Consider the following 22,595-nt stretch of genomic DNA (forward strand, 5'->3'; position numbering starts at 1 on the left):
CAGGTCGAGCAACAAGACTTACTTGTTGATCTTGGTGACCTGGCCGGCGCCGACCGTCCGGCCACCCTCACGGATGGCGAACTTCAGGCCCTCTTCCATGGCGACGGGCTGGATGAGCTCCACCTTCATCTCGGTGTTGTCACCCGGCATGACCATCTCGGTGCCCTCGGGGAGGGTCACGACGCCGGTCACGTCCGTCGTACGGAAGTAGAACTGCGGACGGTAGTTGTTGAAGAAGGGGGTGTGACGACCACCCTCGTCCTTCGACAGGATGTAGGCCTGGGCCTCGAACTCGGTGTGCGGGGTGACCGAGCCCGGCTTGATGATGACCTGGCCGCGCTCGACGTCCTCGCGCTTGATGCCGCGGAGCAGCAGACCGACGTTCTCACCGGCCTGGCCCTCGTCGAGCAGCTTGCGGAACATCTCGATACCGGTGACCGTGGTGGTGGTCTTCTCGGTCTTGATGCCGATGATGTCGACGGTCTCGTTGACCTTCAGGACACCACGCTCGATACGGCCGGTGACGACCGTACCGCGACCGGTGATCGTGAAGACGTCCTCGATCGGCATGAGGAACGGCTTGTCGACGTCGCGCTCCGGCTCCGGGATGGACTCGTCGACGGCCTGCATGAGCTCCAGGACCGTGTTCGCCCACTCCGGGTCGCCCTCGAGCGCCTTGAGCGCCGAGACCTTGACGACCGGCAGGTCGTCGCCCGGGAACTCGTACTCGGAGAGGAGCTCACGGACCTCGAGCTCGACGAGCTCCAGGATCTCCTCGTCGTCCACCATGTCGGCCTTGTTCAGGGCGACGACGATGTACGGAACGCCGACCTGGCGGGCCAGGAGCACGTGCTCCTTGGTCTGCGGCATCGGGCCGTCGGTGGCGGCGACCACGAGGATGGCGCCGTCCATCTGGGCCGCACCGGTGATCATGTTCTTGATGTAGTCCGCGTGACCCGGGCAGTCGACGTGCGCGTAGTGACGCGTCTCCGTCTGGTACTCGACGTGCGCGATGGAGATGGTGATACCGCGCTGACGCTCCTCAGGAGCCTTGTCGATCTGGTCGAAGGCCGAGGCCTCGTTCAGGTCCGGGTACTTGTCGTGCAGCACCTTGGTAATGGCGGCCGTGAGGGTCGTCTTACCGTGGTCGATGTGACCGATGGTGCCGATGTTGACGTGCGGCTTAGTCCGCTCGAACTTCGCCTTCGCCACTGGGGTCCTCCTGGGAGTGGTTCTGGTACGCCTTACTTCATCGGCGCCAGGTGATCTTTGCTGTCAAAGCCCGGGCCTCGGGGCAAACATCCACGATTGCGGTTGTTTGCCCCTCGAGGCTCCGGAGTCAAGCCTAAGGCGTGTGAACGCGGTGCGTTACTCGCCCTTGGCCTTCGCGATGATCTCCTCGGCGACGTTCCGGGGAACCTCGGCGTAGGAGTCGAACTGCATCGAGTAGCTCGCGCGACCCGACGTCTTGCTGCGGAGGTCGCCGACGTAGCCGAACATCTCCGACAGGGGCACCAGGCCCTTGACGACACGGGCGCCGGCCCGCTCCTCCATGGCCTGGATCTGACCACGGCGGGAGTTGATGTCGCCGATGACCTCGCCCATGTAGTCCTCGGGCGTGGTGACCTCGACGGCCATCATCGGCTCGAGCAGCACGGGGCTGGCCTTGCGCGCGGCCTCCTTGAAGGCCTGCGAGCCGGCGATCTTGAACGCGAGCTCGGAGGAGTCGACCTCGTGGTAGCCACCGTCGAGAAGCGTGACGCGGACGCCCGTCATCTCGTAGCCCGCGAGGATGCCGAACTGCATGGCCTCCTGCGCACCGGCGTCGACCGAAGGGATGTACTCCTTCGGGATACGGCCACCGGTGACCTTGTTCACGAACTCGTACGAGGCGTCGCCGCCCTCGATCGGCTCGATCGCGATCTGCACCTTGGCGAACTGGCCGGTACCACCAGTCTGCTTCTTGTGCGTGTAGTCGACCCGGTCGACCGCCTTGCGGATGGTCTCGCGGTAGGCGACCTGCGGCTTGCCGACGTTGGCCTCGACCTTGAACTCACGGCGCATACGGTCGACCAGCACCTCGAGGTGCAGTTCGCCCATGCCGCCGATGATGGTCTGGCCGGTCTCCTCGTCCGAGTGGACCTGGAACGACGGGTCCTCCTCGGCCAGGCGCTGGATCGCGATGCCCAGCTTCTCCTGGTCGCCCTTCGACTTGGGCTCGATGGCGACCTGGATGACCGGAGCCGGGAAGTCCATGGACTCCAGGATCACGGGGGCCTTGTCGTCGCACAGCGTCTCACCGGTCGTGGTCTGCTTCAGACCCATGACGGCGACGATGTCGCCGGCGCCGACCGCGGCGATCTCCTCACGCTTGTTCGCGTGCATGCGGTAGATCTTGCCGATGCGCTCCTTCTTGCCCTTGACGGAGTTCAGCACGGCAGTGCCGGACTCCAGGCGACCGGAGTACACGCGGACGAAGGTGAGCTTGCCGAGGTGCGGGTCGCTCATGATCTTGAACGCCAGCGCCGACAGCGGCTCGTCGTCGGACGGCTTGCGCTTGACGACCTCCTCCGGGTCGTTCACGGCGTGGCCCTCGATGGCCTCGACGTCGAGCGGGGAGGGGAGGTAGCGCACGACCGCGTCGAGCAGGGGCTGAACGCCCTTGTTCTTGAACGCGGTACCGCAGAACACCGGGGTGACGGTGGTGTCCTTGGACTTGCCGGACGCGATGGTGATACGACGGATCGCGGCGTACAGCTGCTCCTCGGAAGGCTCCTCGCCCTCCAGGTACAGCTCCATGATCTCTTCGTCGTTCTCGGCGACGGCCTCGATGAGCTTGCCGCGGTACTCCTCGGCAGCCTCGGTGTGCGTGGCCGGGATGTCGACGATGTCGTACATCTCGCCCTTGGTGGCCTCGGCGGACCACACGAACGCCTTCATCGTGACCAGGTCGACGACGCCCTTGAAGTCGGCCTCGGCACCGATCGGGAGCTGCATGACGATCGGCTGCGCACCCAGGCGGTCGCTGATCATGTCGACGCAGCGGTGGAACTCGGCACCGGTCCGGTCGAGCTTGTTGACGAAGCAGATGCGCGGGACGCCGTAGCGGTCCGCCTGACGCCACACCGTCTCGGACTGGGGCTCGACGCCGGCGACGCCGTCGAACACCGTCACGGCACCGTCGAGCACACGAAGGGAACGCTCCACCTCGACGGTGAAGTCGACGTGGCCCGGCGTGTCGATGATGTTGATGGTGTGGTCGACGTCGGCGAGCGGCCAGTGACAGGTGGTGGCAGCAGACGTGATCGTGATGCCACGCTCCTGCTCCTGCTCCATCCAGTCCATGGTGGCAGCGCCGTCGTGGACCTCACCGATCTTGTACGAAACGCCGGTGTAGAACAGGATCCGCTCGGTGGTGGTCGTCTTGCCCGCGTCGATGTGGGCCATGATCCCGATGTTGCGGACCTTGGCCAGGTCAAGTGAAGTGGTAGCCATAAGGCTTCAGTCTTCTCTCGGTCTCGATGTGGGTAGCGACTACCAGCGGTAGTGCGCGAAGGCCTTGTTGGACTCGGCCATCTTGTGGGTGTCCTCGCGCTTCTTCACAGCGGCGCCGAGGCCGTTGGACGCGTCGAGAAGCTCGTTGAGCAGGCGCTCGGTCATGGTCTTCTCGCGACGGGCGCGGGAGTAGCCCACGAGCCAGCGCAGCGCCAGGGTGCTCGCGCGACCCGGCTTGACCTCGACCGGAACCTGGTAGGTCGCGCCACCGACACGGCGGGACTTGACCTCGATGGTCGGCTTGATGTTCTCGAGAGCGCGCTTCAGCGTGATGACCGGGTCGTTGCCGGTCTTCTCGCGCAGGCCCTCCATGGCGCCGTAGACGATGCGCTCGGCGGTGGAGCGCTTGCCGTTCAGCAGCACCTTGTTGATGAGCGACGTGACAAGAGGAGAACCGTAGACCGGGTCGATGATGACCGGGCGCTTCGGGGCAGGGCCCTTACGAGGCATTTCTTACTTCTCCTTCTTGGCGCCGTAGCGGCTGCGGGCCTGCTTGCGGTTCTTGACACCCTGGGTGTCGAGGGAGCCGCGGATGATCTTGTAGCGAACACCCGGCAGGTCCTTCACACGGCCACCACGCACGAGCACGATGGAGTGCTCCTGCAGGTTGTGTCCCTCACCCGGAATGTAAGCGGTGACCTCGATCCCGCTGGTCAGACGCACACGCGCGACCTTACGCAGGGCCGAGTTCGGCTTCTTCGGGGTGGTCGTGAACACACGCGTGCAGACGCCGCGACGCTGAGGGGAACCCTCGAGTGCGGGCGTCTTGTTCTTTTCGACCTTGTCCTGCCGGCCCTTACGGACCAGCTGCTGGATCGTAGGCACTACTTCTCCGGTTTCTGTGTGCCGATTTGTACAGCTAACCTGGAACTTCGCCGACCCACGCGGTCGGGTGTGTCGAACCCGCGGACTTCCGCCGCGAGGCAGAAAGAGGCGCAGATCGCGGTGGCCACTGCTTGAGACCCGAGTGCGGTTGAAGACACGCACAAGGGCCAGGGCACACCCCAGGCACAAGGTCTGAGCGTACCTAGCGCACTGACTCCGGTCAAAACAGAAGCTCCACCACCGACACGCCGGGGGCTTCAGGAGCGCTGCCTCAGCCTTTGCGCCACCGGAGCCGGAACGTCCGCGGCGCCCGCCGGGGGCGCCGCGGACGCCGGCGGCGGAACGGGGGCGGGATCGGCGGCCGCGGGAGCCGGGGCCGCCGTGTCACGGCCGACGAAGTACGTCGGACGGTTCTGCACGGCCGTGTAGATACGGCCCACGTACTCGCCGAGCAGGCCCACGCAGACCAGCTGCACGGCGCCGATGAACAGCACGCCGATGAACAGGGACGTCCAGCCGGGGACGGTGTGCTGGAAGGCGTGGGCGCTCAGCGTGTAGACCATCAGGCCGAGGCAGACCAGGAACGCGAAGCCGCCGAGCCAGGTGGCGATGCGCAGGGGCGCCGCCGAGAAGCCCGTGACGCTGTCGAGCGCCAGGCGGATCATCCGGCCCAGGGGGTACTTGCTCTGGCCCGCCGGCCGCGGTGCGCGCTCGTAGGTCACCTCTCCGCTGGGGAAGCCGAGCCACGGCACGAGGAGACGGTAGACGCGCTGCTGGTCCGGCAGCGCCTTCAAAGCGTCCACGGCCGCCCGGCTCAGCAGCCGGAAGTCACCGGCCTGGGCCGGGACGGACGGGCCCGCCAAGCGGCGGACCAGGCGGTAGTACAGGCCCGCCGTCCAGCGCTTGAACCCGGTGTCGCTGGCCCGGTCGGCGCGGATGCCGTACACGATGTCCAGGTTCTCGGCGCGGGCCAGCGCGAGCATGTCGGCGATCTTCTCGGGCGGGTCCTGCAGGTCGGCGTCGATGCTGACCACGTACGCGCCCACGGCCCGGTCGAGGCCCGCGGTGAGGGCGGCCTGGTGACCGGAGTTGCGGCGCAGGCCGATGACGCGCAGCTCCGGCCAGCCGAGCCGGAACGCGTCCAGCAGCTCGGCCGTGCGGTCGGTGCTGCCGTCGTCCACGGCGACGACCTCGTGGGGGACGCCGAGGCCCGCGAGCACCGGACGCAACCGGCTGACCAGCGCGGGCAGGACCTCTTCCTCGTTGTACATGGGTATGACGACCGACAAGACGGTCGCCGCAGCCGTGGTCGTCGGCGCTTCGGCCACCCGTCCTCCCCCTGCTGTGGCGCACATGTGCGACTCTGTTGCGATCTTATGACCGCATTCCTATGACCGAACGTCACGATCACCCGGACAGCGGCGCCGCCCCAGGACGTCCGGCGGTCGGCCGAGGGGGGACCCCAGCCATGAGCACGGCTTCCAGCGACACGGCTACGGACTCCGCCGTGCCCGACGGGCCGAAGGAGCGGTCGACGCGGCTGCGCCGCCTCACCCTGCCCGACGGTGTACGACCGTACCTCGCCCCGCTGCTCCTCTACGGCGTGACGAAGCTCGTGGGACTGACCGTGTTCGCCTGGCTGCTGGAAGCGGCCGACGAGTACCAGAAGAAGAACCCCCGCTTCGGCGGCGGCGCGCACTGGTGGGACGTGCTCGCCACCTGGGACGGCTGGTGGTACCTCCAGGTCGCCGAGAAGGGGTACGAGCCGCGCCCGCTGGTACCGCTCAGCCCGGGCGGGCTGTTCACCGTCCAGCAGAACTCGGTCGCCTTCTTCCCGCTCTTCCCGGGCCTGATCCGGGGCGTCTCCGAGATCACCGGGCTGGGCCTGTACGGCTCGGCGATGCTGGTCTCGGTCATGGCCTCCTTCGTCGCGGCCGCCGGGATCTACGCCGTGATCTCGACGCTCGCCGGGGCCCGGGCGGGCACCATCGCGGCCGGACTGTGGGCGGTGGCGCCCGGCGCCGGCGTGGAGTGGGCGGTCTACTCGGAGTCGGTGTTCGTCGCCATCGCGGCCTGGTGCTGCTACTGCGTGATGAAGCGCCGCTGGGTGGCCGCGGGACTGCTCGCCTTCCTGGCCGGGCTCAACCGGCCGACCTCCGCGGCCCTCATCGGCGCGGTCGGGCTCGCCGCGATCGTGACCCTCGCCCGGCGGGACAGCAGGCGCGAGCACGGCGTCTCCGGGCCCGTGTACGCCATGGTCGCCGCGCCGCTCGGCCTGCTGACCTACGTCACCTGGGTCGGACTCGCCTCCAACGACCTGACCGCGTACTTCACGCTCCAGCGCGAGGGGTGGGCGCACTACTTCGACTTCGGCTCCTACACCCTCGACGTGCTGGGCAACACGGCGATCGGTCGTCAGAACTACCTGTTCGCGTTCTCCGTGCCGGACCTCCTCGCCGTGCAGCTGGTGCTGGCGCTGCCCTTCCTGATCGCGCTGATGCTGCGCAGGAAGCCGCCGCTGGTGCTGGTCGCGTACACGCTGGCGAGCGTGATCACCGTGCTGGGCACACAGCAGATGTTCGGCAACACGGGGCGGTACCTGCTGCCGGTCTTCCCTCTCCTCCTGGCCCCGGCGGCGGCGATGAGCCGGCTGAAGTGGCCGAGCCTGACGGTGTTCTTCACGACGGCGGCCGTCGCCTCGGGGTGGTACGCGCACTTCGTGATCTTCGAACTGGGGATTCCGTAACCGCACGCCCGTCTCCGGACGGCACCGCAGGGGCTCACGACCGCAGGGGCTCGCGACACGCGTTCACCTTCACCGCACGCCTTCACCGCACGCCTGCCCCGCACGCCTTCACCGCACGCCTGCCCCGCCCGCCCGCACCGACGCGCCTCCCCCGTGCGGATCCGCCCGCGCCCCTTGCCCGCGTTCGTGCGCGCGCGCAAGCTGTAGCTCCTGCCGCCCCGAAGGAGAGCAGACATGGCCGACCCCGGCTTGGACGCGTTCGCCGCATGGGTCGAGGACCTCCTGCGCACACGCGGCTACGACATCGACGGCCCCCGCGGCGGCGGCAGGACGAGGATCGCCGAGGAGGCCGGGGTGCACCGCGCCGCGGTCACCCGCCTCCTGCAGCGGCGGAGCATGCCCGACCTGGAGACCACGCGCCGGCTCGCCCGCGCGCTCGGGGTGCCGGTCCGCGAGATGCTCGTCCGCTCCGGCCGACTGACCGCCGAGGAGCTGGACTCCCCGTACGGCGCTCAGGCGCCCGGCGCGGGGTCCGGTCGCCGTCCCACGCTGGAGGAGGTCGCCGACCTGCTCGGCGTGCCCCCGGAACGACGGGAGATGTTCGTCCGGGTCGCGGGACAGTTCCTGCCGGACGGACCCCGGCCCCAGGCGTAGCCGCCTCGCCCGCTGCCGCGCCCTGATTGCGTGCGCGCACGCTCGCCGTAGCCTGCATCCACCCCGGCGTTCTCCACGGTCCTCTCCACCGCCTCCCGACGGCGCGCGGCGAGCGGACCGTCCGCCGGGAGCTTTCAGGGGCGCCTGGACGCCCCTGAAAGCTCCCGGCGGCCCGGACCGCCCACGGGGACCCGGGCCCCCGCCCCGGCCACCCCGACAGGCCGCCAGGCCGCCCGTCAAGCCGCCCGCCAGGGACTGTCGCTCAGGGGCCCGCCCGTCGGGGACGGTCCCTCAGGGAACTGTTGTCAGGGACTGTCCGTCCCGGCACGCCGAAGGGCGGTCACCCCGTTGCGCAACGGGGTGACCGCCCTTCAGTACCTCAGACGTACGCCTTACTGGTTGTACGGACCGTAGTCGTAGTCCTCCAGCGGAACGGCCTGGCCGGAGCCCGTGCCGAACGGCGAGTAGTCGATGTCGTCGTAGCCGACGGCCGAGTACATCGCGGCCTTGGCCTCCTCGGTCGGCTCGACCCGGATGTTGCGGTAGCGGGACAGACCCGTACCGGCCGGGATGAGCTTACCGATGATGACGTTCTCCTTGAGGCCGATCAGGGAGTCGGACTTGGCGTTGATCGCCGCGTCCGTCAGGACCCTGGTCGTCTCCTGGAAGGACGCCGCCGACAGCCAGGACTCCGTGGCCAGCGAGGCCTTGGTGATACCCATGAGCTGCGGACGACCGGAGGCCGGGTGACCGCCCTCCTGCACCACACGACGGTTCTCGACCTCGAACTTCGAGCGCTCGACGAGCTCGCCGGGCAGCAGCTCGGCGTCGCCGGACTCGATGATCGTCACTCGGCGCAGCATCTGCCGGATGATGATCTCGATGTGCTTGTCGTGGATCGACACACCCTGCGAGTTGTACACCTTCTGGACCTCGCCGACCAGGTGGACCTGGACGGCACGCTGACCCAGGATGCGCAGCACGTCGTGCGGGTTGGTGGCACCCACGGTGAGCTTCTGGCCCACCTCGACGTGCTCGCCCTCGCTGACCAGGAGTCGGGCGCGCTTCGAGATCGGGAACGCCGTCTCGTCGCTGCCGTCGTCCGGCGTGATGACGATCTTCTTGGTCTTCTCGGTCTCCTCGATCCGCACGCGGCCAGAGGCCTCGGAGATCGGGGCGACACCCTTCGGGGTACGGGCCTCGAAGAGCTCGACGACACGCGGCAGACCCTGGGTGATGTCGTCACCGGCCACACCACCGGTGTGGAAGGTACGCATCGTCAGCTGGGTGCCGGGCTCACCGATGGACTGGGCGGCGATGATGCCGACCGCCTCACCGATGTCGACCAGCTTGCCGGTGGCCAGCGAGCGGCCGTAGCACATGGCACAGGTGCCGACCTGCGACTCACAGGTCAGGATCGAGCGGGTCTTGACCTCCTCGACACCGTGGCGCACCAGCTGGTCGATGAGCACGTCGCCCAGGTCCACGTTGGCCGGCGCGATCACCTTGCCGTCGATGACGACGTCCTCGGCGAGCATGCGGGCGTAGACGCTGGTCTCGACGTCCCCGGCCTTGCGCAGAACGCCGGTCTCGTCCTTCGAGGCGATCCGCAGCTTCAGACCGCGCTCGGTGCCGCAGTCCTCCTCGCGGATGATGACGTCCTGCGAGACGTCCACCAGACGACGGGTCAGGTAACCCGAGTCGGCGGTACGCAGGGCGGTGTCCGCCAGACCCTTACGGGCACCGTGCGTGGAGATGAAGTACTCCAGCACGGACAGGCCCTCACGGAAGGACGCCTTGATCGGACGCGGGATGGTCTCGTTCTTCGCGTTCGACACCAGACCACGCATACCGGCGATCTGCCGCATCTGCATCATGTTTCCTCGGGCACCCGAGTCAACCATCATGAAGATGGGGTTCGTCTTGGGGAAGTTCGCGTTCATCGCCTCGGCGACCTCGTTGGTCGCCTTGGTCCAGATCGCGATGAGCTCCTGCGTGCGCTCTTCCTTGGTGATCAGACCGCGCTCGTACTGCTTCTGGACCTTCTCGTCCTGCGCCTCGTACCCGCGGACGATCTCCTTCTTCGCCTCGGGAACGACGACGTCGGAGATGGCCACGGTGACACCGGAACGGGTCGCCCAGTAGAAGCCGGCCGCCTTCAGGTTGTCGAGCGTCGCCGCCACGATGACCTTGGGGTAGCGCTCGGCCAGGTCGTTGACGATCTCGGAGAGCTGCTTCTTGCCCACCGAGTAGTCGACGAACGGGTAGTCCTCGGGCAGCAGCTCGTTGAAGAGCGCGCGGCCCAGGGTCGTCCGCAGGCGGAAGGTGTCACCCTGCTGCCACTCGGGCTCGCCCTCCTCCTGCGCCGGCGGCGTCCAGCCACGCGGCGGGATGGTGCCCACCGGGAAGCGGATGTCGATCGGCGACTGCAGCGCGAGCTCACCGGCGTCGAACGCCATGATCGCCTCGGCCGTGGAGCCGAAGGACCGGCCCTCGCCCTTGGTGTCGCGCAGCTCGCCGTCGGTGGTGAGGAAGAACAGACCGAGGACCATGTCCTGGGTCGGCATCGTCACCGGACGGCCGTCGGCGGGCTTGAGGATGTTGTTCGAGGACAGCATCAGGATGCGGGCCTCGGCCTGCGCCTCCGCGGAGAGCGGCAGGTGGACGGCCATCTGGTCACCGTCGAAGTCCGCGTTGAACGCGGTGCAGACGAGCGGGTGGATCTGGATGGCCTTGCCCTCGACCAGCTGCGGCTCGAAGGCCTGGATGCCCAGGCGGTGCAGGGTGGGCGCACGGTTCAGCAGCACCGGGTGCTCGGCGATGACCTCTTCGAGGACGTCGTACACGACGGTGCGGCCGCGCTCCACCATGCGCTTGGCGCTCTTGATGTTCTGCGCGTGGTTGAGGTCCACGAGCCGCTTCATCACGAACGGCTTGAACAGCTCCAGCGCCATCGCCTTCGGCAGACCGCACTGGTGCAGCTTCAGCTGCGGACCGACGACGATCACGGAACGCGCGGAGTAGTCCACACGCTTGCCGAGCAGGTTCTGACGGAATCGACCCTGCTTGCCCTTCAGCATGTCGCTGAGGGACTTCAGCGGGCGGTTACCGGGACCGGTGACCGGACGGCCACGACGGCCGTTGTCGAACAGCGCGTCCACGGCCTCCTGGAGCATGCGCTTCTCGTTGTTCACGATGATCTCGGGCGCGCCGAGGTCGAGAAGCCGCTTCAGACGGTTGTTCCGGTTGATCACACGGCGGTACAGGTCGTTCAGGTCGGAGGTCGCGAAGCGGCCACCGTCCAGCTGCACCATCGGGCGGAGGTCCGGCGGGATGACCGGCACGCAGTCGAGCACCATGCCCTTGGGGCTGTTGCTGGTCTGCAGGAACGCGGAGACGACCTTCAGGCGCTTGAGCGCACGGGTCTTCTTCTGGCCCTTGCCGGTGCGGATGATCTCGCGGAGGCGCTCGGCCTCCTCGTCGAGGTCGAAGGACTCCAGGCGCTTCTGCAGCGCCGCGGCGCCCATCGAGCCGTCGAAGTACGTGCCGAAGCGGTCACGCAGCTCGCGGTAGAGGAGCTCGTCGCCCTCGAGGTCCTGGACCTTGAGGTTCTTGAAGCGGGTCCACACCTCGTCGAGACGGTCGATCTCGCGCTGCGCACGGTCGCGCAGCTGCTTCATCTCGCGCTCGGCGCCTTCGCGCACCTTGCGGCGCACGTCGGCCTTGGCGCCCTCGGCCTCGAGCTCGGCCAGGTCGGTCTCGAGCTTCTTGGCGCGGGCCTCGAGGTCGGCGTCGCGACGGTTCTCGATCTGCTGACGCTCGACGGAGACGTGCGCCTCCAGCGAGGGCAGGTCACGCGTGCGGCGCTCGTCGTCGACGTACGTGATCATGTACGCCGCGAAGTAGATGACCTTCTCGAGGTCCTTGGGAGCCAGGTCGAGCAGGTAGCCCAGACGGCTCGGGACACCCTTGAAGTACCAGATGTGGGTGACGGGCGCGGCGAGCTCGATGTGGCCCATCCGCTCACGACGCACCTTGGCGCGAGTGACCTCGACGCCGCAGCGCTCGCAGATGATGCCCTTGAAGCGGACGCGCTTGTACTTGCCGCAGTAGCACTCCCAGTCCCGGGTCGGGCCGAAGATCTTCTCGCAGAAGAGTCCGTCCTTTTCGGGCTTGAGCGTGCGGTAGTTGATGGTCTCGGGCTTCTTGACCTCGCCGTGGCTCCACTGACGGATGTCGTCAGCGGTAGCCAGACCGATCCGGAGCTCGTCGAAGAAGTTGACGTCGAGCACTATGCGTCAATCCCTCTCAGGGTTGTAAGTCTTGGGGTCTGAAACGGGGGTCCCGGGGCCGGCCGGAGGTTCAGGGATCTTCATCGCTGAACCTCCGGACCGAACTCCCGTCAGACCTCTTCGACGCTGCTCGGCTCGCGCCGGGACAGGTCGATGCCGAGCTCCTCCGCCGCGCGGAAGACGTCCTCGTCGGTGTCACGCATCTCGATGGACATACCGTCGCTGGACAGCACCTCCACGTTCAGGCAGAGAGACTGCATCTCCTTGATGAGCACCTTGAAGGACTCGGGGATGCCGGGCTCGGGGATGTTCTCGCCCTTGACGATGGCCTCGTAGACCTTCACGCGGCCGGTCACGTCGTCGGACTTGATGGTCAGGAGCTCCTGGAGGGCGTACGCGGCGCCGTAAGCCTCCAGCGCCCACACCTCCATCTCACCGAAGCGCTGACCACCGAACTGCGCCTTACCACCCAGCGGCTGCTGGGTGATCATCGAGTACGGACCGGTCGAACGCGCGTGCAGCTTGTCGTCGACCAGGTGGTGCAGCTTCAGGATGTACATGTAGCCGATGGAGATCGGGTCCGGGAACGGCTCACCGGAGCGGCCGTCGAACAGCCGCGCCTTACCGGTCGGCTGCACCATGCGCTCGCCGTCGCGGTTCGGGATGGTGTGCTGCAGCAGACCCGCCAGCTCGTCCTCACGCGCACCGTCGAAGACCGGGGTCGCGACGTTGGTGCCGGGGGCGACCGAGTCGGCGCCGATCACCTGCAGGCGCTGCGCCCAGTCGTCCGCGAGCCCGGAGACGTCCCAGCCGCGGCTGGCGAGCCAGCCGAGGTGGATCTCCAGCACCTGTCCCGGGTTCATTCGGGACGGCACACCCAGCGGGTTGAGGATGATGTCGACCGGGGTCCCGTCCTCGAGGAACGGCATGTCCTCGATGGGCAGGATCTTGGAGATGACACCCTTGTTGCCGTGGCGGCCGGCGAGCTTGTCACCGTCCGTGATCTTGCGCTTCTGCGCCACGTAGACACGAACCAGCTGGTTCACGCCCGGCGGCAGCTCGTCGCCCTCTTCACGGTCGAAGACGCGGACGCCGATGACCTTGCCGATCTCGCCGTGCGGCACCTTCAGCGAGGTGTCACGGACCTCACGGGCCTTCTCGCCGAAGATGGCGCGCAGCAGGCGCTCCTCCGGGGTCAGCTCGGTCTCGCCCTTGGGCGTGACCTTGCCGACCAGGATGTCGCCGGCGACGACCTCGGCGCCGATGCGGATGATGCCGCGCTCGTCGAGGTCGGCGAGGACCTCCTCGGAGACGTTCGGGATGTCCCGGGTGATCTCCTCGGGGCCGAGCTTGGTGTCACGGGCGTCGACCTCGTGCTCCTCGATGTGGATCGAGGAGAGGACGTCGTCCTGCACGAGGCGCTGCGACAGGATGATCGCGTCCTCGTAGTTGTGACCCTCCCACGGCATGAACGCCACGAGCAGGTTCTTGCCCAGCGCCATCTCGCCGTTCTCGGTGGCCGGACCGTCGGCCAGGACCTGGCCCTCGATGATCCGGTCGCCCTCGTTGACGATGACCTTCTGGTTGACCGAGGTGCCCTGGTTGGAGCGGGCGAACTTGGCCAGGCGGTACGTGATGTACGTGCCGTCGTCGTTGGTCGTGGTGATGTAGTCCGCGGAGACCTCCTGGACCACACCCGCCTTCTCGGCCTTGACCACGTCGCCGGCGTCGACGGCGGAGCGGTACTCCATGCCGGTGCCGACGAGCGGGGACTCGCTCTTGATGAGCGGCACGGCCTGACGCATCATGTTCGCGCCCATGAGGGCACGGTTGGCGTCGTCGTGCTCGAGGAACGGGATCATGGCGGTCGCGACCGACACCATCTGGCGCGGCGAGACGTCCATGTAGTCCACGTCGTCACCGGGGACGTAGTCGACCTCGCCGCCACGGCGGCGGACCAGAACGCGGTTCTCGGTGAAGCGCAGGTTGTCGTCGAGCGTGGCGTTGGCCTGCGCGATGACGAACCGGTCCTCTTCGTCGGCCGTCAGGTAGTCGACCTCGTCGGTGACGACACCGTCGACGACCTTGCGGTACGGCGTCTCCACGAAGCCGAACGCGTTGACGCGGCCGTAGGAGGCGAGCGAACCGATCAGACCGATGTTCGGGCCTTCGGGCGTCTCGATCGGGCACATGCGTCCGTAGTGGGACGGGTGCACGTCACGGACCTCGAAGCCGGCCCGCTCACGGGAGAGACCACCCGGACCGAGCGCCGACAGACGGCGCTTGTGGGTGAGACCCGACAGCGGGTTGTTCTGGTCCATGAACTGCGACAGCTGGCTGGTGCCGAAGAACTCCTTGATGGAGGCGACGACCGGCCGGATGTTGATCAGGGTCTGCGGCGTGATCGCCTCGACGTCCTGAGTCGTCATCCGCTCGCGGACGACACGCTCCATACGCGCGAGACCCGTGCGGACCTGGTTCTGGATGAGCTCGCCGACGCTGCGCAGACGACGGTTGCCGAAGTGGTCGATGTCGTCGGTCTCGACGACGATCGTCTGGCCGTTGTCCGCGGCCGTCTCGGTCTCGCCGGCGTGCAGCTTCACCAGGTACTTGATCGTCGAGATGACGTCCTCGACGGTCAGGACGCCCGCGTCGAGCGGAGCGTCCGCACCCAGCTTCTTGTTGACCTTGTAGCGGCCGACCTTCGCGAGGTCGTAGCGCTTGGGGTTGAAGTAGAGGTTCTCAAGAAGCGTCTGCGCGGCCTCACGCGTGGGCGGCTCGCCCGGACGCAGCTTGCGGTAGATGTCGAGGAGCGCGTCGTCCTGGCCCTGGGTGTGGTCCTTCTCCAGGGTGGCGCGCATGGACTCGTACTCGCCGAACTCCTCGAGGATCTGCTCGGTGGTCCAGCCGAGAGCCTTCAGGAGGACGGTGACGGACTGCTTGCGCTTGCGGTCGATGCGGACACCGACCATGTCGCGCTTGTCGATCTCCATCTCCAGCCAGGCGCCCCGGGAGGGGATGATCTTGGCGGAGAAGATGTCCTTGTCGGACGTCTTGTCGATCGAGGAGTCGAAGTAGACGCCCGGCGAACGGACCAGCTGCGACACGACGACACGCTCGGTGCCGTTGATGACGAAGGTGCCCTTGTTCGTCATGAGCGGGAAGTCGCCCATGAAGACCGTCTGGGACTTGATCTCGCCGGTCTCGTTGTTGGTGAACTCGGCCGTCACGAAGAGCGGGGCCGCGTACGTGAAGTCACGGTCCTTGCACTCGTCGATGCTGTTCTTCGGCGGCTCGAAACGGTGGTCGCGGAAAGTCAGCGACATCGACCCGGAAAAGTCCTCGATCGGAGAGATCTCCTCGAAGATCTCCTCCAGACCGGACTTCGTGGGGACGTCCTGACCGGACTCCAGAGCCGCCTCGACCCGACTCTGCCAGGCGGTGTTCCCGAGCAGCCAGTCAAAGCTCTCGGTCTGCAACGCGAGCAGGTTGGGAACCTCGAGGGGCTCCTTGATCTTTGCAAAGGAGATGCGCAGCGGGGCGGTGCTGGCAGCGTTGTTCGTATTCGCGGTCGAGGCGTTGCGCGAGGCGGCCAAGAGGGGGTCCTTCCGAGGGCTCGGACTCACTACGCGCGTACCGGCCCCTCCATTTGTGCACGGACACAGCTTTCCGAATCTGGCCAAAGGGCCAGGTCAGGAAGGTCTGGTCGTCCGGGCTCAAGGGAGGGCATGCCCCTGGTGACGGGCAGGGGACAGCTAACAGGCAGCGCAAAGGGTCAGTGTAGCCACTTGGCACACTGATGTCCAGTGCGGGTTCTTCGCGACCCTCGTGGTTCTCAACGCCCTCGGTCTGCTCGTCCTCAACGCACGGTGATACTGCCCTCTTCGTCGCCGATCCATGCCTCGGATTCGGATCCTTGTGACGACGCGTCCTGAGAATTGCGCGCTGCGTGCGGTTCGTCAAGGCCCCCCTGCGCGAACCGGCGCCCTCGGAGACACGACGAAGATCACCATACCCCCCGCTCAGAGAGGTGCAAGGCAACCGTGGCCGCACCCCCAGGAACGACGAAGAGCGACCACCCAGATGGATGATCGCTCTTCGGTGCGTGGGCGTTACAGCCCCCGGAGGGGCAGTTTCAGCCTTCGCTCGCGGTCGTCGCCGACCGCAGGGTGTTACTTGACCTCGACGGAGGCGCCGGCGCCCTTGAGGGACTCGGCGGCCTTCTCCGCGGCCTCCTTGGCGACCTTCTCGAGAACGGGCTTCGGAGCGCCGTCCACGAGGTCCTTGGCCTCCTTCAGACCCAGGGAGGTCAGCTCACGCACGACCTTGATGACCTGGATCTTCTTGTCGCCGGCGCCCGTGAGGATGACGTCGAACTCGTCCTGCTCCTCAGCGGCCTCGACCGGGGCGCCCGGGGCAGCGGGGCCCGCGACGGCGACGGCGGCGGCGGCGGTGACGTCGAACTTCTCCTCGAACGCCTTCACGAACTCGGAGAGCTGGATGAGGGTCATGCCCTCGAACTCGGCGAGCAGTTCGTCCTGGGTGAGAGCCATGACGGCTTTCCTTCCACTAATTCGGCTGGTGCCGGTATGTACATGTCTGGCGGGCGTACGTTCGGCCCGCTAACGACCACTGCTTCAGGCGGACTGCCTCAGGCGGCGGTCATTTCGGGGGCCGAGTTACTCGGCACCGCCCTGCTCGGCCTGCTTGGCACGAAGAGCGTCCACGGTGCGGACGAGCTTCGAGGGAAGCGCCTGGAAGAGCTGAGCAGCCTGAGACTGCTTGCCCTTGAAGGCACCCGCCAGCTTGCTGAGCAGAACCTCGCGGGACTCGAGGTCCGCAAGCTTCTTGATCTCGTCGGCGGACAGCGCCTTGCCGTCAAGGACACCGCCCTTGATGACGAGGTTCGGGTTGTCCTTGGCGAAGTCACGAAGACCCTTCGCCGACTCCACCGGGTCACCGGTGATGAAGGCGACCGCCGTCGGACCGTTGAACAGGTCGTCGAGCGTCGTGATCCCGGCCTCGTTGGCCGCAATCTTGGTCAGCGTGTTCTTCACCACGGCGTACTGGGCGTTCTCACCGAGCGAACGACGCAGCGTCTTGAGCTGCGCCACGGTGAGACCCCGGTACTCGGTCAGCACGGCGGCGTTCGAGCTGCGGAACGCGTCCGTCAGCTCGGCTACCGCGGCAGCCTTGTCGGGCCTTGCCATGAGCGTCGGCCTCCTTCCGGGTGATGAGGACCGCTCAGAAGGGGCTGTGACAGACGAAACGCCCCGGCGCAGGCGCACGGGGCGTAGCTCGACCGATCGAATTCCCCGGGGGGACTTCAGCTCGGGAGCACATCCACTGACACCTGCGCGGGTCGTCCGCATTGCAGCGGATCCTTCGGCCACCGCCCCCTCCTGCGAGAGCACGGCAACGACCAGCGGTCTTTGGCTTCTGGAGGAGAGTACGTGAACGGGCCATCGTCAAGCAAATCCGCCCGTACGAGGACGGCGGCACGGGGGCCCGGGCGAGGGCCGGACGGTGCCGGGACGGTGCCGGGACGGTGCCGGGACGAGGGCACGACGGTGCCTTGGCGAGGGCGGGACCGGCCTCAGCGACCGGCCTTCTTCAGCTCCTCGGCCATGTCCATGGTGTCCGAGGCGGGCGGCGCCTTCACGGTCACGGGCTTGCCGAAGTCGAGGAACGTGATGGTCAGGTCGAGCTCGCCGCGGCGCCCGAAGCCCTGCATCCGCAGCTGCCGCGTCCGGTCCTCGGCGTCGACCCACAGATCCATGGTGAGCTCGTCGACTCCCAGCTTCTCGTACTGGGCGAGGCTCTTCTCGGTCCGCTGTCGGACGCTCGCCTTGTCACCCTTGTAGAAGGCGCGGATGTCGTCAACGGTGGCCGTGCCCGTGTAGTGCGTGGTGGCGACGCCCTCGACGGTCTCGACGCCCGCCTTCTTCAGATCGTCGGCCGCGGCGAGGAACCCGGTCTCGTGGGAGGGGTTGTCGCGGACCCGGTCCACCATCGTGCCCGTGTCCACCTTGATGCCGCTCGGGGTGTCGGAGCTGCCCGGCGCCCCGAACCTGATCCAGTGCTTGCCGTCCTCGGTGGCTTCGTCCGAGCCGACGTACAGCACTCCGCCGACCAGCCGGAACTCCCCCGTGCCCTGGTCCGACCCACTGAGCACGGTGGACTTCAGGCTCATCGCCGGCGGCTTGACGCCGATCGCGGCCTCCCCCTTGATCCGCCCCTCCTCCGGTGTCCGACCGGTCATGCGGTAGCGCAGGGAGACGGGCTCCTCCGCCTTCCGAGCGGCCCGGGTGACGGCGGCCGCGGCGGCCGAGTCGCCCCCGCTCTCCGTGCCGCCCACCGCCGCACACCCGGTGACGAGCAGCGCGGACAGCCCGAGCACACCCACGAAAGACCTCATTCATTCCCCCAGAACACGTACAGCCCACGCACACGAAGCACGTGGGCGATGCACAGCAAGACCGTGAAGGTATCCCAGAGGGGCGGTGGAGGTCCCGTGGATTACGAGCCGGAGCGCGCTCTCTGCTGCTTCACCAGCTCCGTGAAGTCCGCGGTGTCGCCGGCCGGCGGGATCTTCGCGTCGACCGCGGTCCCGTAGTCGCTGTAGTAGGCGGTCTGGCTGTAGGCGCCCTGCGTCGTCTCGCCCCTCTCCACCTTCTTGACCAGCAGGTCGCGGTCGTCGACCCAGATGTCGACCGTCTCGGTGGTCACGCCGGCCTGCTCCAGCGTCTTCTTCAGGTCGTCGAGCTGGCTGCGGCTGAGGCTGGAGTTCTTCTCCGCCAGGTCGGCCACGTCGACCGTCCCCGAGTAGTGCGTGGTGCTTCGGCCCCGCACCTTCTCCTCGCCGACCTCCCGCACGTCCCCCGACGCCAGCAGCAGCTTCACCGACTGGTTGGGGGTGGTGTTGGCCATCTGGTCCTTGAGGTACGCCCCGGAGCTCCCGGCGAGGCTCTCCAGGTCGTCGTACGCGTACCTGATCCAGTGCCTGCCGCCCGCCTGCCGCGCGAACGCGTCGCCCATCCTGGCGTAGTAGGCGTCGGGCAGGTAGCGGGCCTCCATCGACGTGGTGCCCAGCCGGCGCATCGTGTCGGCCACGGTGCCGCCGGTGTAGGTGATGGTGAGGGTGCCGGTCAGGCCGTCGCCCCAGCCGAGGGCGCCGTCGGCGTTCATCGACATCAGCGAGCCGATGGTCGTGGTGGACTCGACCTTCGCCGAGTCGGCGCCGTCGGTGGACTTCTCGGCGGTGCGCAGGGCCGCGACCGGGCTCAGCGGTGGGCTGCCCTCCTCACCCCGGCCGGACCGCCCGGAGCCACCCGAGCCGCTGGAACCGCCGGAGCTGCAGGCCGTCACCCCCGCGAACAGCGTCACGGCAACGATCGACAGTCCCGCACGGCGCACGGTCGCCCGCTTCATTCGCCCCACCCCCAAGTCACCCGTGTCTGCACGCTAACGCACGGCACCGACAGCCGTGCGAGGAAAGCCGCGTACGACAAAAGGGACGAGCCCCGCACCTCGAAAGGTTGCGGGGCTCGTCACCGACTGAGGGTGAGCTGTCAGGCTCAGACCGCGGCCGGGTCCTCCTCGACGAGGAGGTTGCGGGTGCGGTTCGGGTCGACCGGAACGCCGGGGCCGATCGTGGTGCTGATCGCGGCCTTCTTGATGTACCGACCCTTGGCGGCGGACGGCTTCAGACGGAGGATCTCCTCCAGCGCCGCGCCGTAGTTCTCCACCAGCTTCACGTCGTCGAAGGACGCCTTGCCGATGATGAAGTGCAGGTTCGAGTGCTTGTCGACGCGGAACTCGATCTTGCCGCCCTTGATGTCCGTGACGGCCTTGGCCACGTCGGGGGTGACGGTGCCGGTCTTCGGGTTCGGCATCAGACCACGCGGACCGAGCACGCGGCCGAGGCGGCCGACCTTGCCCATGAGGTCCGGGGTGGCGACGACGGCGTCGAAGTCCAGACGACCCTTCGCGACCTCGTCGATCAGTTCGTCGGAGCCGACGATGTCGGCGCCCGCGGCCTCTGCGGCCGCAGCACGGTCACCGGTCGCGAAGACCAGGACCCGGGCGGTCTTGCCGGTGCCGTGCGGCAGGTTCACGGTGCCACGGACCATCTGGTCGGCCTTGCGCGGGTCGACACCCAGGCGGAAGGCGACCTCGACGGTGCCGTCGAACTTGCTCGTGGAGGTCTCCTTGGCGAGACGGACGGCCTCGAGCGGGGCGTAGAGCTTCTCCCGGTCGATCTTGGCGTCCGCAGCGCGGAGGGACTTGCTGCGCTTGCTCACTACTGCTCCTGATGTGTCTTTGAGGAGTCGTGGTACGGGCCGAGCAGGCCCTGCCACGGTGCTACGAAGGTGCTACGGGGCTGAGCGTCAGCCCTCGACCGTGATGCCCATGGAGCGGGCGGTGCCGGCGATGATCTTCGACGCGGCGTCCAGGTCGTTGGCGTTCAGGTCGGGAAGCTTGGTCGTGGCGATCTCACGGACCTGCGCCTCGGTGATCTTGGCGACCTTGGTCTTGTGCGGCTCGCCCGAGCCCTTCTCGACACCAGCGGCCTTGAGGATCATCTTCGCGGCCGGCGGGGTCTTGGTGATGAAGGTGAAGGAACGGTCCTCGTAGACCGTGATCTCCACCGGGATCACCCAGCCACGCTGCGACTCGGTCGCGGCGTTGTAGGCCTTGCAGAACTCCATGATGTTCACGCCGTGCTGGCCGAGCGCCGGGCCGACCGGCGGGGCCGGGTTCGCCGCACCGGCGTTGATCTGGAGCTTGATGAGCCCCGTGACCTTCTTCTTCTTGGGAGGCATTGCTCTCTCCGGGTCCTAGTGAGAGTTTTTTCAGCCGTCCGGTCCGGATGATCCGGATGGAGGCATACCGCACAACGATAACGGGTATCCATGCGCGGCCAAAAACCGAGCAGGTCAGACTGGCTACGAGAGCCCGTCTGACCTGATCGGAGGCTTGTGCTCCAGAGGAGGCTCAGTTCTTCTGGATCTGGTCGAAGCTCAGCTCGACCGGGGTCTCGCGACCGAAGATCTCGACGAGGCCCTTGACCTTCTTCGAGTCGGCGTTGATCTCGTTGATCGTGGCCTGGAGCGTGGCGAAGGGGCCGTCGGTGACGGTGACCGAGTCGCCCACCTCGAAGTCCAGCACCTGGACCTCGACCTTGCGGGACGGAGCCGGCTTGCCCTCGGCCTCGGCGGCCTCGCGGGCGGCCTTCTCCTCGGCCTCCGGGGCGAGCATCTTGACGATCTCGTCCAGGGTCAGCGGGTACGGGTCGTAGGCGTTGCCGACGAAGCCGGTGACGCCGGGGGTGTTGCGGACGACGCCCCAGGACTCGTTCGTCAGGTCCATGCGCACCAGCACGTAGCCGGGGAGCTTGTTCTGACGGATCGTCTTGCGGTCGCCGTTCTTGATCTGGACGACCTCTTCCTGCGGCACCTCTGCCTGGAAGATGTAGTCCTCGACGTTCAAGGAGACGGCGCGCTGCTCCAGGTTGGTCTTCACGCGGTTCTCGTAGCCGGCGTACGTGTGGATGACGTACCACTCGCCGGGGAGGGTGCGCAGCTCCTCGCGCAGGGCGACGACGGGGTCGACGGGTTCGGCCGGCTCTTCTTCCTCGGCCTCGGCCTCGTCGAGGGGAGCCTCGTCGGCTTCCTCGTCCTCGGCGTCCTCGTCCTCGACGTGGAGGGCGGCTTCCTCGGCGGGCTCGCCCGCTTCGGCCTCGGCAGCCTCGAACTCGTCCAGGTCCTCGTCCGCGCCCTCGACGATGTCGAGCTCGTCGTCCACGGACTCGACGTCCTCGTTCAGGTTCTGGTCAGACACGGTGGCTGCTTCTTCCTGGATACATAGGGGTGGAACATGCGAAAGGGGCGCCGGATACCTCGGCGCCCTTCGCTCTAGGCTCAGCCGAAGACGTACTTGGCTGCGTGGCTGAGTCCATAGTCAATCACGGTCACCAGGCCGATCATGATGACGACGAAGACGATCACCACGGTCGTGTACGTCGTCAGCTGACTCCGCGTGGGCCATACGACCTTGCGGAGCTCCGCGACGATCTGGCGATAGAAGAGCGCGAGGCGCTTCAGCGGGCCCTTCTTGGCACGCTTACCGCCCTTGCGGGCCTTCTTCTTCGCCTCAGGCGCCTCGTCCTGGGCATCAGGCGTGTCGATGGAGCCCACGGCGTCCGCCATTCGTCCTCACCTGTTCCCGGGTCGTGGCCGTGCCGCGCCCGGTCTGAGCCGCACGGCGAGTGCATTGCTGTACGTACATGCGCTGCGCACACATCCTGGTGACGGAGTGTGTAGCAGGGCCGGAGGGACTTGAACCCCCAACCGCTGGTTTTGGAGACCAGTGCTCTACCAATTGAGCTACGACCCTTTGTGTGTTCCCCAACGTACCGCATCCGACCGAGTGCTCGGTGTGCACCGGTGACGCAGCGGCTGTTGAAGGCCAACGACGTGTGAGTGTACGTGGTCTTGAGCGCCTCGTCGAACGTAAAGGGC

General features: G+C 67.3%; 17 protein-coding genes and 1 tRNA gene. 2 read left to right on the forward strand and 16 right to left on the reverse strand.

Features of this window, described 5'->3' with window-relative positions; genetic code table 11:
- Nucleotides 1-18: 18 nt before the first annotated feature.
- The 5 genes from tuf to ACZ7DE_RS03645 form a co-directional block, all read right to left on the reverse strand.
- Nucleotides 19-1,212 (reverse strand): elongation factor Tu, encoded by a 1,194-nt coding sequence (tuf, locus tag ACZ7DE_RS03625; RefSeq protein ID WP_256916737.1) that lies wholly within the window; start codon nucleotides 1,210-1,212, stop codon nucleotides 19-21.
- A gap of 156 nt (nucleotides 1,213-1,368) precedes the next feature.
- Entirely contained in the window at nucleotides 1,369-3,495 is a 2,127-nt protein-coding gene (gene fusA / locus ACZ7DE_RS03630; RefSeq protein ID WP_319673706.1) for an elongation factor G, read from the reverse strand.
- A gap of 39 nt (nucleotides 3,496-3,534) precedes the next feature.
- Nucleotides 3,535-4,005 (reverse strand): 30S ribosomal protein S7, encoded by a 471-nt coding sequence (gene rpsG / locus ACZ7DE_RS03635; protein ID WP_030788318.1) that lies wholly within the window; start codon nucleotides 4,003-4,005, stop codon nucleotides 3,535-3,537.
- A 3-nt stretch (nucleotides 4,006-4,008) separates the two neighbouring features.
- Nucleotides 4,009-4,380, reverse strand: a complete 372-nt coding sequence (gene rpsL / locus ACZ7DE_RS03640; protein ID WP_003948652.1) for a 30S ribosomal protein S12 — start codon at nucleotides 4,378-4,380, stop codon at nucleotides 4,009-4,011.
- Nucleotides 4,381-4,637: 257 nt separating this feature from the next.
- Entirely contained in the window at nucleotides 4,638-5,651 is a 1,014-nt protein-coding gene (locus tag ACZ7DE_RS03645; protein ID WP_470757986.1) for a glycosyltransferase family 2 protein, read from the reverse strand.
- Between the two features lie 197 nt (nucleotides 5,652-5,848).
- Here ACZ7DE_RS03645 and ACZ7DE_RS03650 point away from each other — a divergent pair, with 197 nt between their 5' ends.
- Together ACZ7DE_RS03650 and ACZ7DE_RS03655 are read left to right on the forward strand one after the other, a co-directional pair.
- A complete protein-coding gene (locus ACZ7DE_RS03650; protein ID WP_470757468.1) occupies nucleotides 5,849-7,126 on the forward strand; it encodes a hypothetical protein in 1,278 nt (425 codons plus the stop codon).
- A gap of 234 nt (nucleotides 7,127-7,360) precedes the next feature.
- A complete protein-coding gene (locus tag ACZ7DE_RS03655) occupies nucleotides 7,361-7,780 on the forward strand; it encodes a helix-turn-helix domain-containing protein (RefSeq protein WP_470757470.1) in 420 nt (139 codons plus the stop codon).
- Nucleotides 7,781-8,172: 392 nt separating this feature from the next.
- Here the strand turns inward: ACZ7DE_RS03655 and ACZ7DE_RS03660 are convergent, their stop codons facing one another.
- The 11 genes from ACZ7DE_RS03660 to ACZ7DE_RS03710 all read right to left on the reverse strand — a co-directional run bounded on the left by ACZ7DE_RS03660 (nucleotide 8,173) and on the right by ACZ7DE_RS03710 (nucleotide 22,470).
- Nucleotides 8,173-12,072, reverse strand: a complete 3,900-nt coding sequence (locus tag ACZ7DE_RS03660) for a DNA-directed RNA polymerase subunit beta' (protein ID WP_470757473.1) — start codon at nucleotides 12,070-12,072, stop codon at nucleotides 8,173-8,175.
- A 110-nt stretch (nucleotides 12,073-12,182) separates the two neighbouring features.
- Nucleotides 12,183-15,668, reverse strand: a complete 3,486-nt coding sequence (gene rpoB / locus ACZ7DE_RS03665) for a DNA-directed RNA polymerase subunit beta (RefSeq protein WP_470757474.1) — start codon at nucleotides 15,666-15,668, stop codon at nucleotides 12,183-12,185.
- Between the two features lie 576 nt (nucleotides 15,669-16,244).
- The gene (gene rplL / locus ACZ7DE_RS03670) at nucleotides 16,245-16,625 is read right to left on the reverse strand and encodes a 50S ribosomal protein L7/L12 (protein ID WP_470757476.1); all 381 of its coding nucleotides are present in this window, start codon (nucleotides 16,623-16,625) and stop codon (nucleotides 16,245-16,247) included.
- Nucleotides 16,626-16,751: 126 nt separating this feature from the next.
- A complete protein-coding gene (gene rplJ / locus ACZ7DE_RS03675; RefSeq protein ID WP_470757478.1) occupies nucleotides 16,752-17,282 on the reverse strand; it encodes a 50S ribosomal protein L10 in 531 nt (176 codons plus the stop codon).
- 386 nt (nucleotides 17,283-17,668) lie between these two features.
- A complete protein-coding gene (locus ACZ7DE_RS03680) occupies nucleotides 17,669-18,478 on the reverse strand; it encodes an SCO4651 family lipoprotein (protein ID WP_470757480.1) in 810 nt (269 codons plus the stop codon).
- 113 nt (nucleotides 18,479-18,591) lie between these two features.
- Nucleotides 18,592-19,503: an SCO4651 family lipoprotein gene (locus ACZ7DE_RS03685; protein WP_470757482.1), complete on the reverse strand. Its 912-nt coding sequence runs from the start codon at nucleotides 19,501-19,503 to the stop codon at nucleotides 18,592-18,594.
- A gap of 146 nt (nucleotides 19,504-19,649) precedes the next feature.
- On the reverse strand, nucleotides 19,650-20,375 hold the full coding sequence (gene rplA / locus ACZ7DE_RS03690; RefSeq protein ID WP_470757484.1) for a 50S ribosomal protein L1: 726 nt from the start codon (nucleotides 20,373-20,375) through the stop codon (nucleotides 19,650-19,652).
- Between the two features lie 87 nt (nucleotides 20,376-20,462).
- A complete protein-coding gene (gene rplK, locus ACZ7DE_RS03695) occupies nucleotides 20,463-20,897 on the reverse strand; it encodes a 50S ribosomal protein L11 (protein WP_020132675.1) in 435 nt (144 codons plus the stop codon).
- A 172-nt stretch (nucleotides 20,898-21,069) separates the two neighbouring features.
- Complete coding sequence (nusG, locus tag ACZ7DE_RS03700; protein WP_470757487.1) at nucleotides 21,070-21,915, reverse strand: transcription termination/antitermination protein NusG; 846 nt, start codon at nucleotides 21,913-21,915, stop codon at nucleotides 21,070-21,072.
- Nucleotides 21,916-21,995: 80 nt separating this feature from the next.
- Nucleotides 21,996-22,283, reverse strand: a complete 288-nt coding sequence (gene secE, locus ACZ7DE_RS03705; RefSeq protein ID WP_319164272.1) for a preprotein translocase subunit SecE — start codon at nucleotides 22,281-22,283, stop codon at nucleotides 21,996-21,998.
- Nucleotides 22,284-22,397: 114 nt separating this feature from the next.
- Nucleotides 22,398-22,470, reverse strand: a tRNA-Trp gene (locus tag ACZ7DE_RS03710).
- Nucleotides 22,471-22,595 lie beyond the last annotated feature (125 nt).

The sequence above is a fragment of the Streptomyces sp. NPDC037083 genome (genome assembly GCF_055606485.1).

Bases quoted from the DNA above. Each gene is read 5' to 3' on its own strand.
- fusA (WP_319673706.1), bottom strand. From the start codon at position 3,495: ATGGCTACCACTTCACTTGACCTGGCCAAGGTCCGCAACATCGGGATC.
- rpsG (WP_030788318.1), bottom strand. From the start codon at position 4,005: ATGCCTCGTAAGGGCCCTGCCCCGAAGCGCCCGGTCATCATCGACCCG.
- ACZ7DE_RS03645 (WP_470757986.1), bottom strand. From the start codon at position 5,651: ATGTACAACGAGGAAGAGGTCCTGCCCGCGCTGGTCAGCCGGTTGCGT.
- ACZ7DE_RS03650 (WP_470757468.1), top strand. From the start codon at position 5,849: ATGAGCACGGCTTCCAGCGACACGGCTACGGACTCCGCCGTGCCCGAC.
- ACZ7DE_RS03655 (WP_470757470.1), top strand. From the start codon at position 7,361: ATGGCCGACCCCGGCTTGGACGCGTTCGCCGCATGGGTCGAGGACCTC.
- rplL (WP_470757476.1), bottom strand. From the start codon at position 16,625: ATGGCTCTCACCCAGGACGAACTGCTCGCCGAGTTCGAGGGCATGACC.
- rplJ (WP_470757478.1), bottom strand. From the start codon at position 17,282: ATGGCAAGGCCCGACAAGGCTGCCGCGGTAGCCGAGCTGACGGACGCG.
- ACZ7DE_RS03685 (WP_470757482.1), bottom strand. From the start codon at position 19,503: ATGAAGCGGGCGACCGTGCGCCGTGCGGGACTGTCGATCGTTGCCGTG.
- rplK (WP_020132675.1), bottom strand. From the start codon at position 20,897: ATGCCTCCCAAGAAGAAGAAGGTCACGGGGCTCATCAAGCTCCAGATC.
- secE (WP_319164272.1), bottom strand. From the start codon at position 22,283: ATGGCGGACGCCGTGGGCTCCATCGACACGCCTGATGCCCAGGACGAG.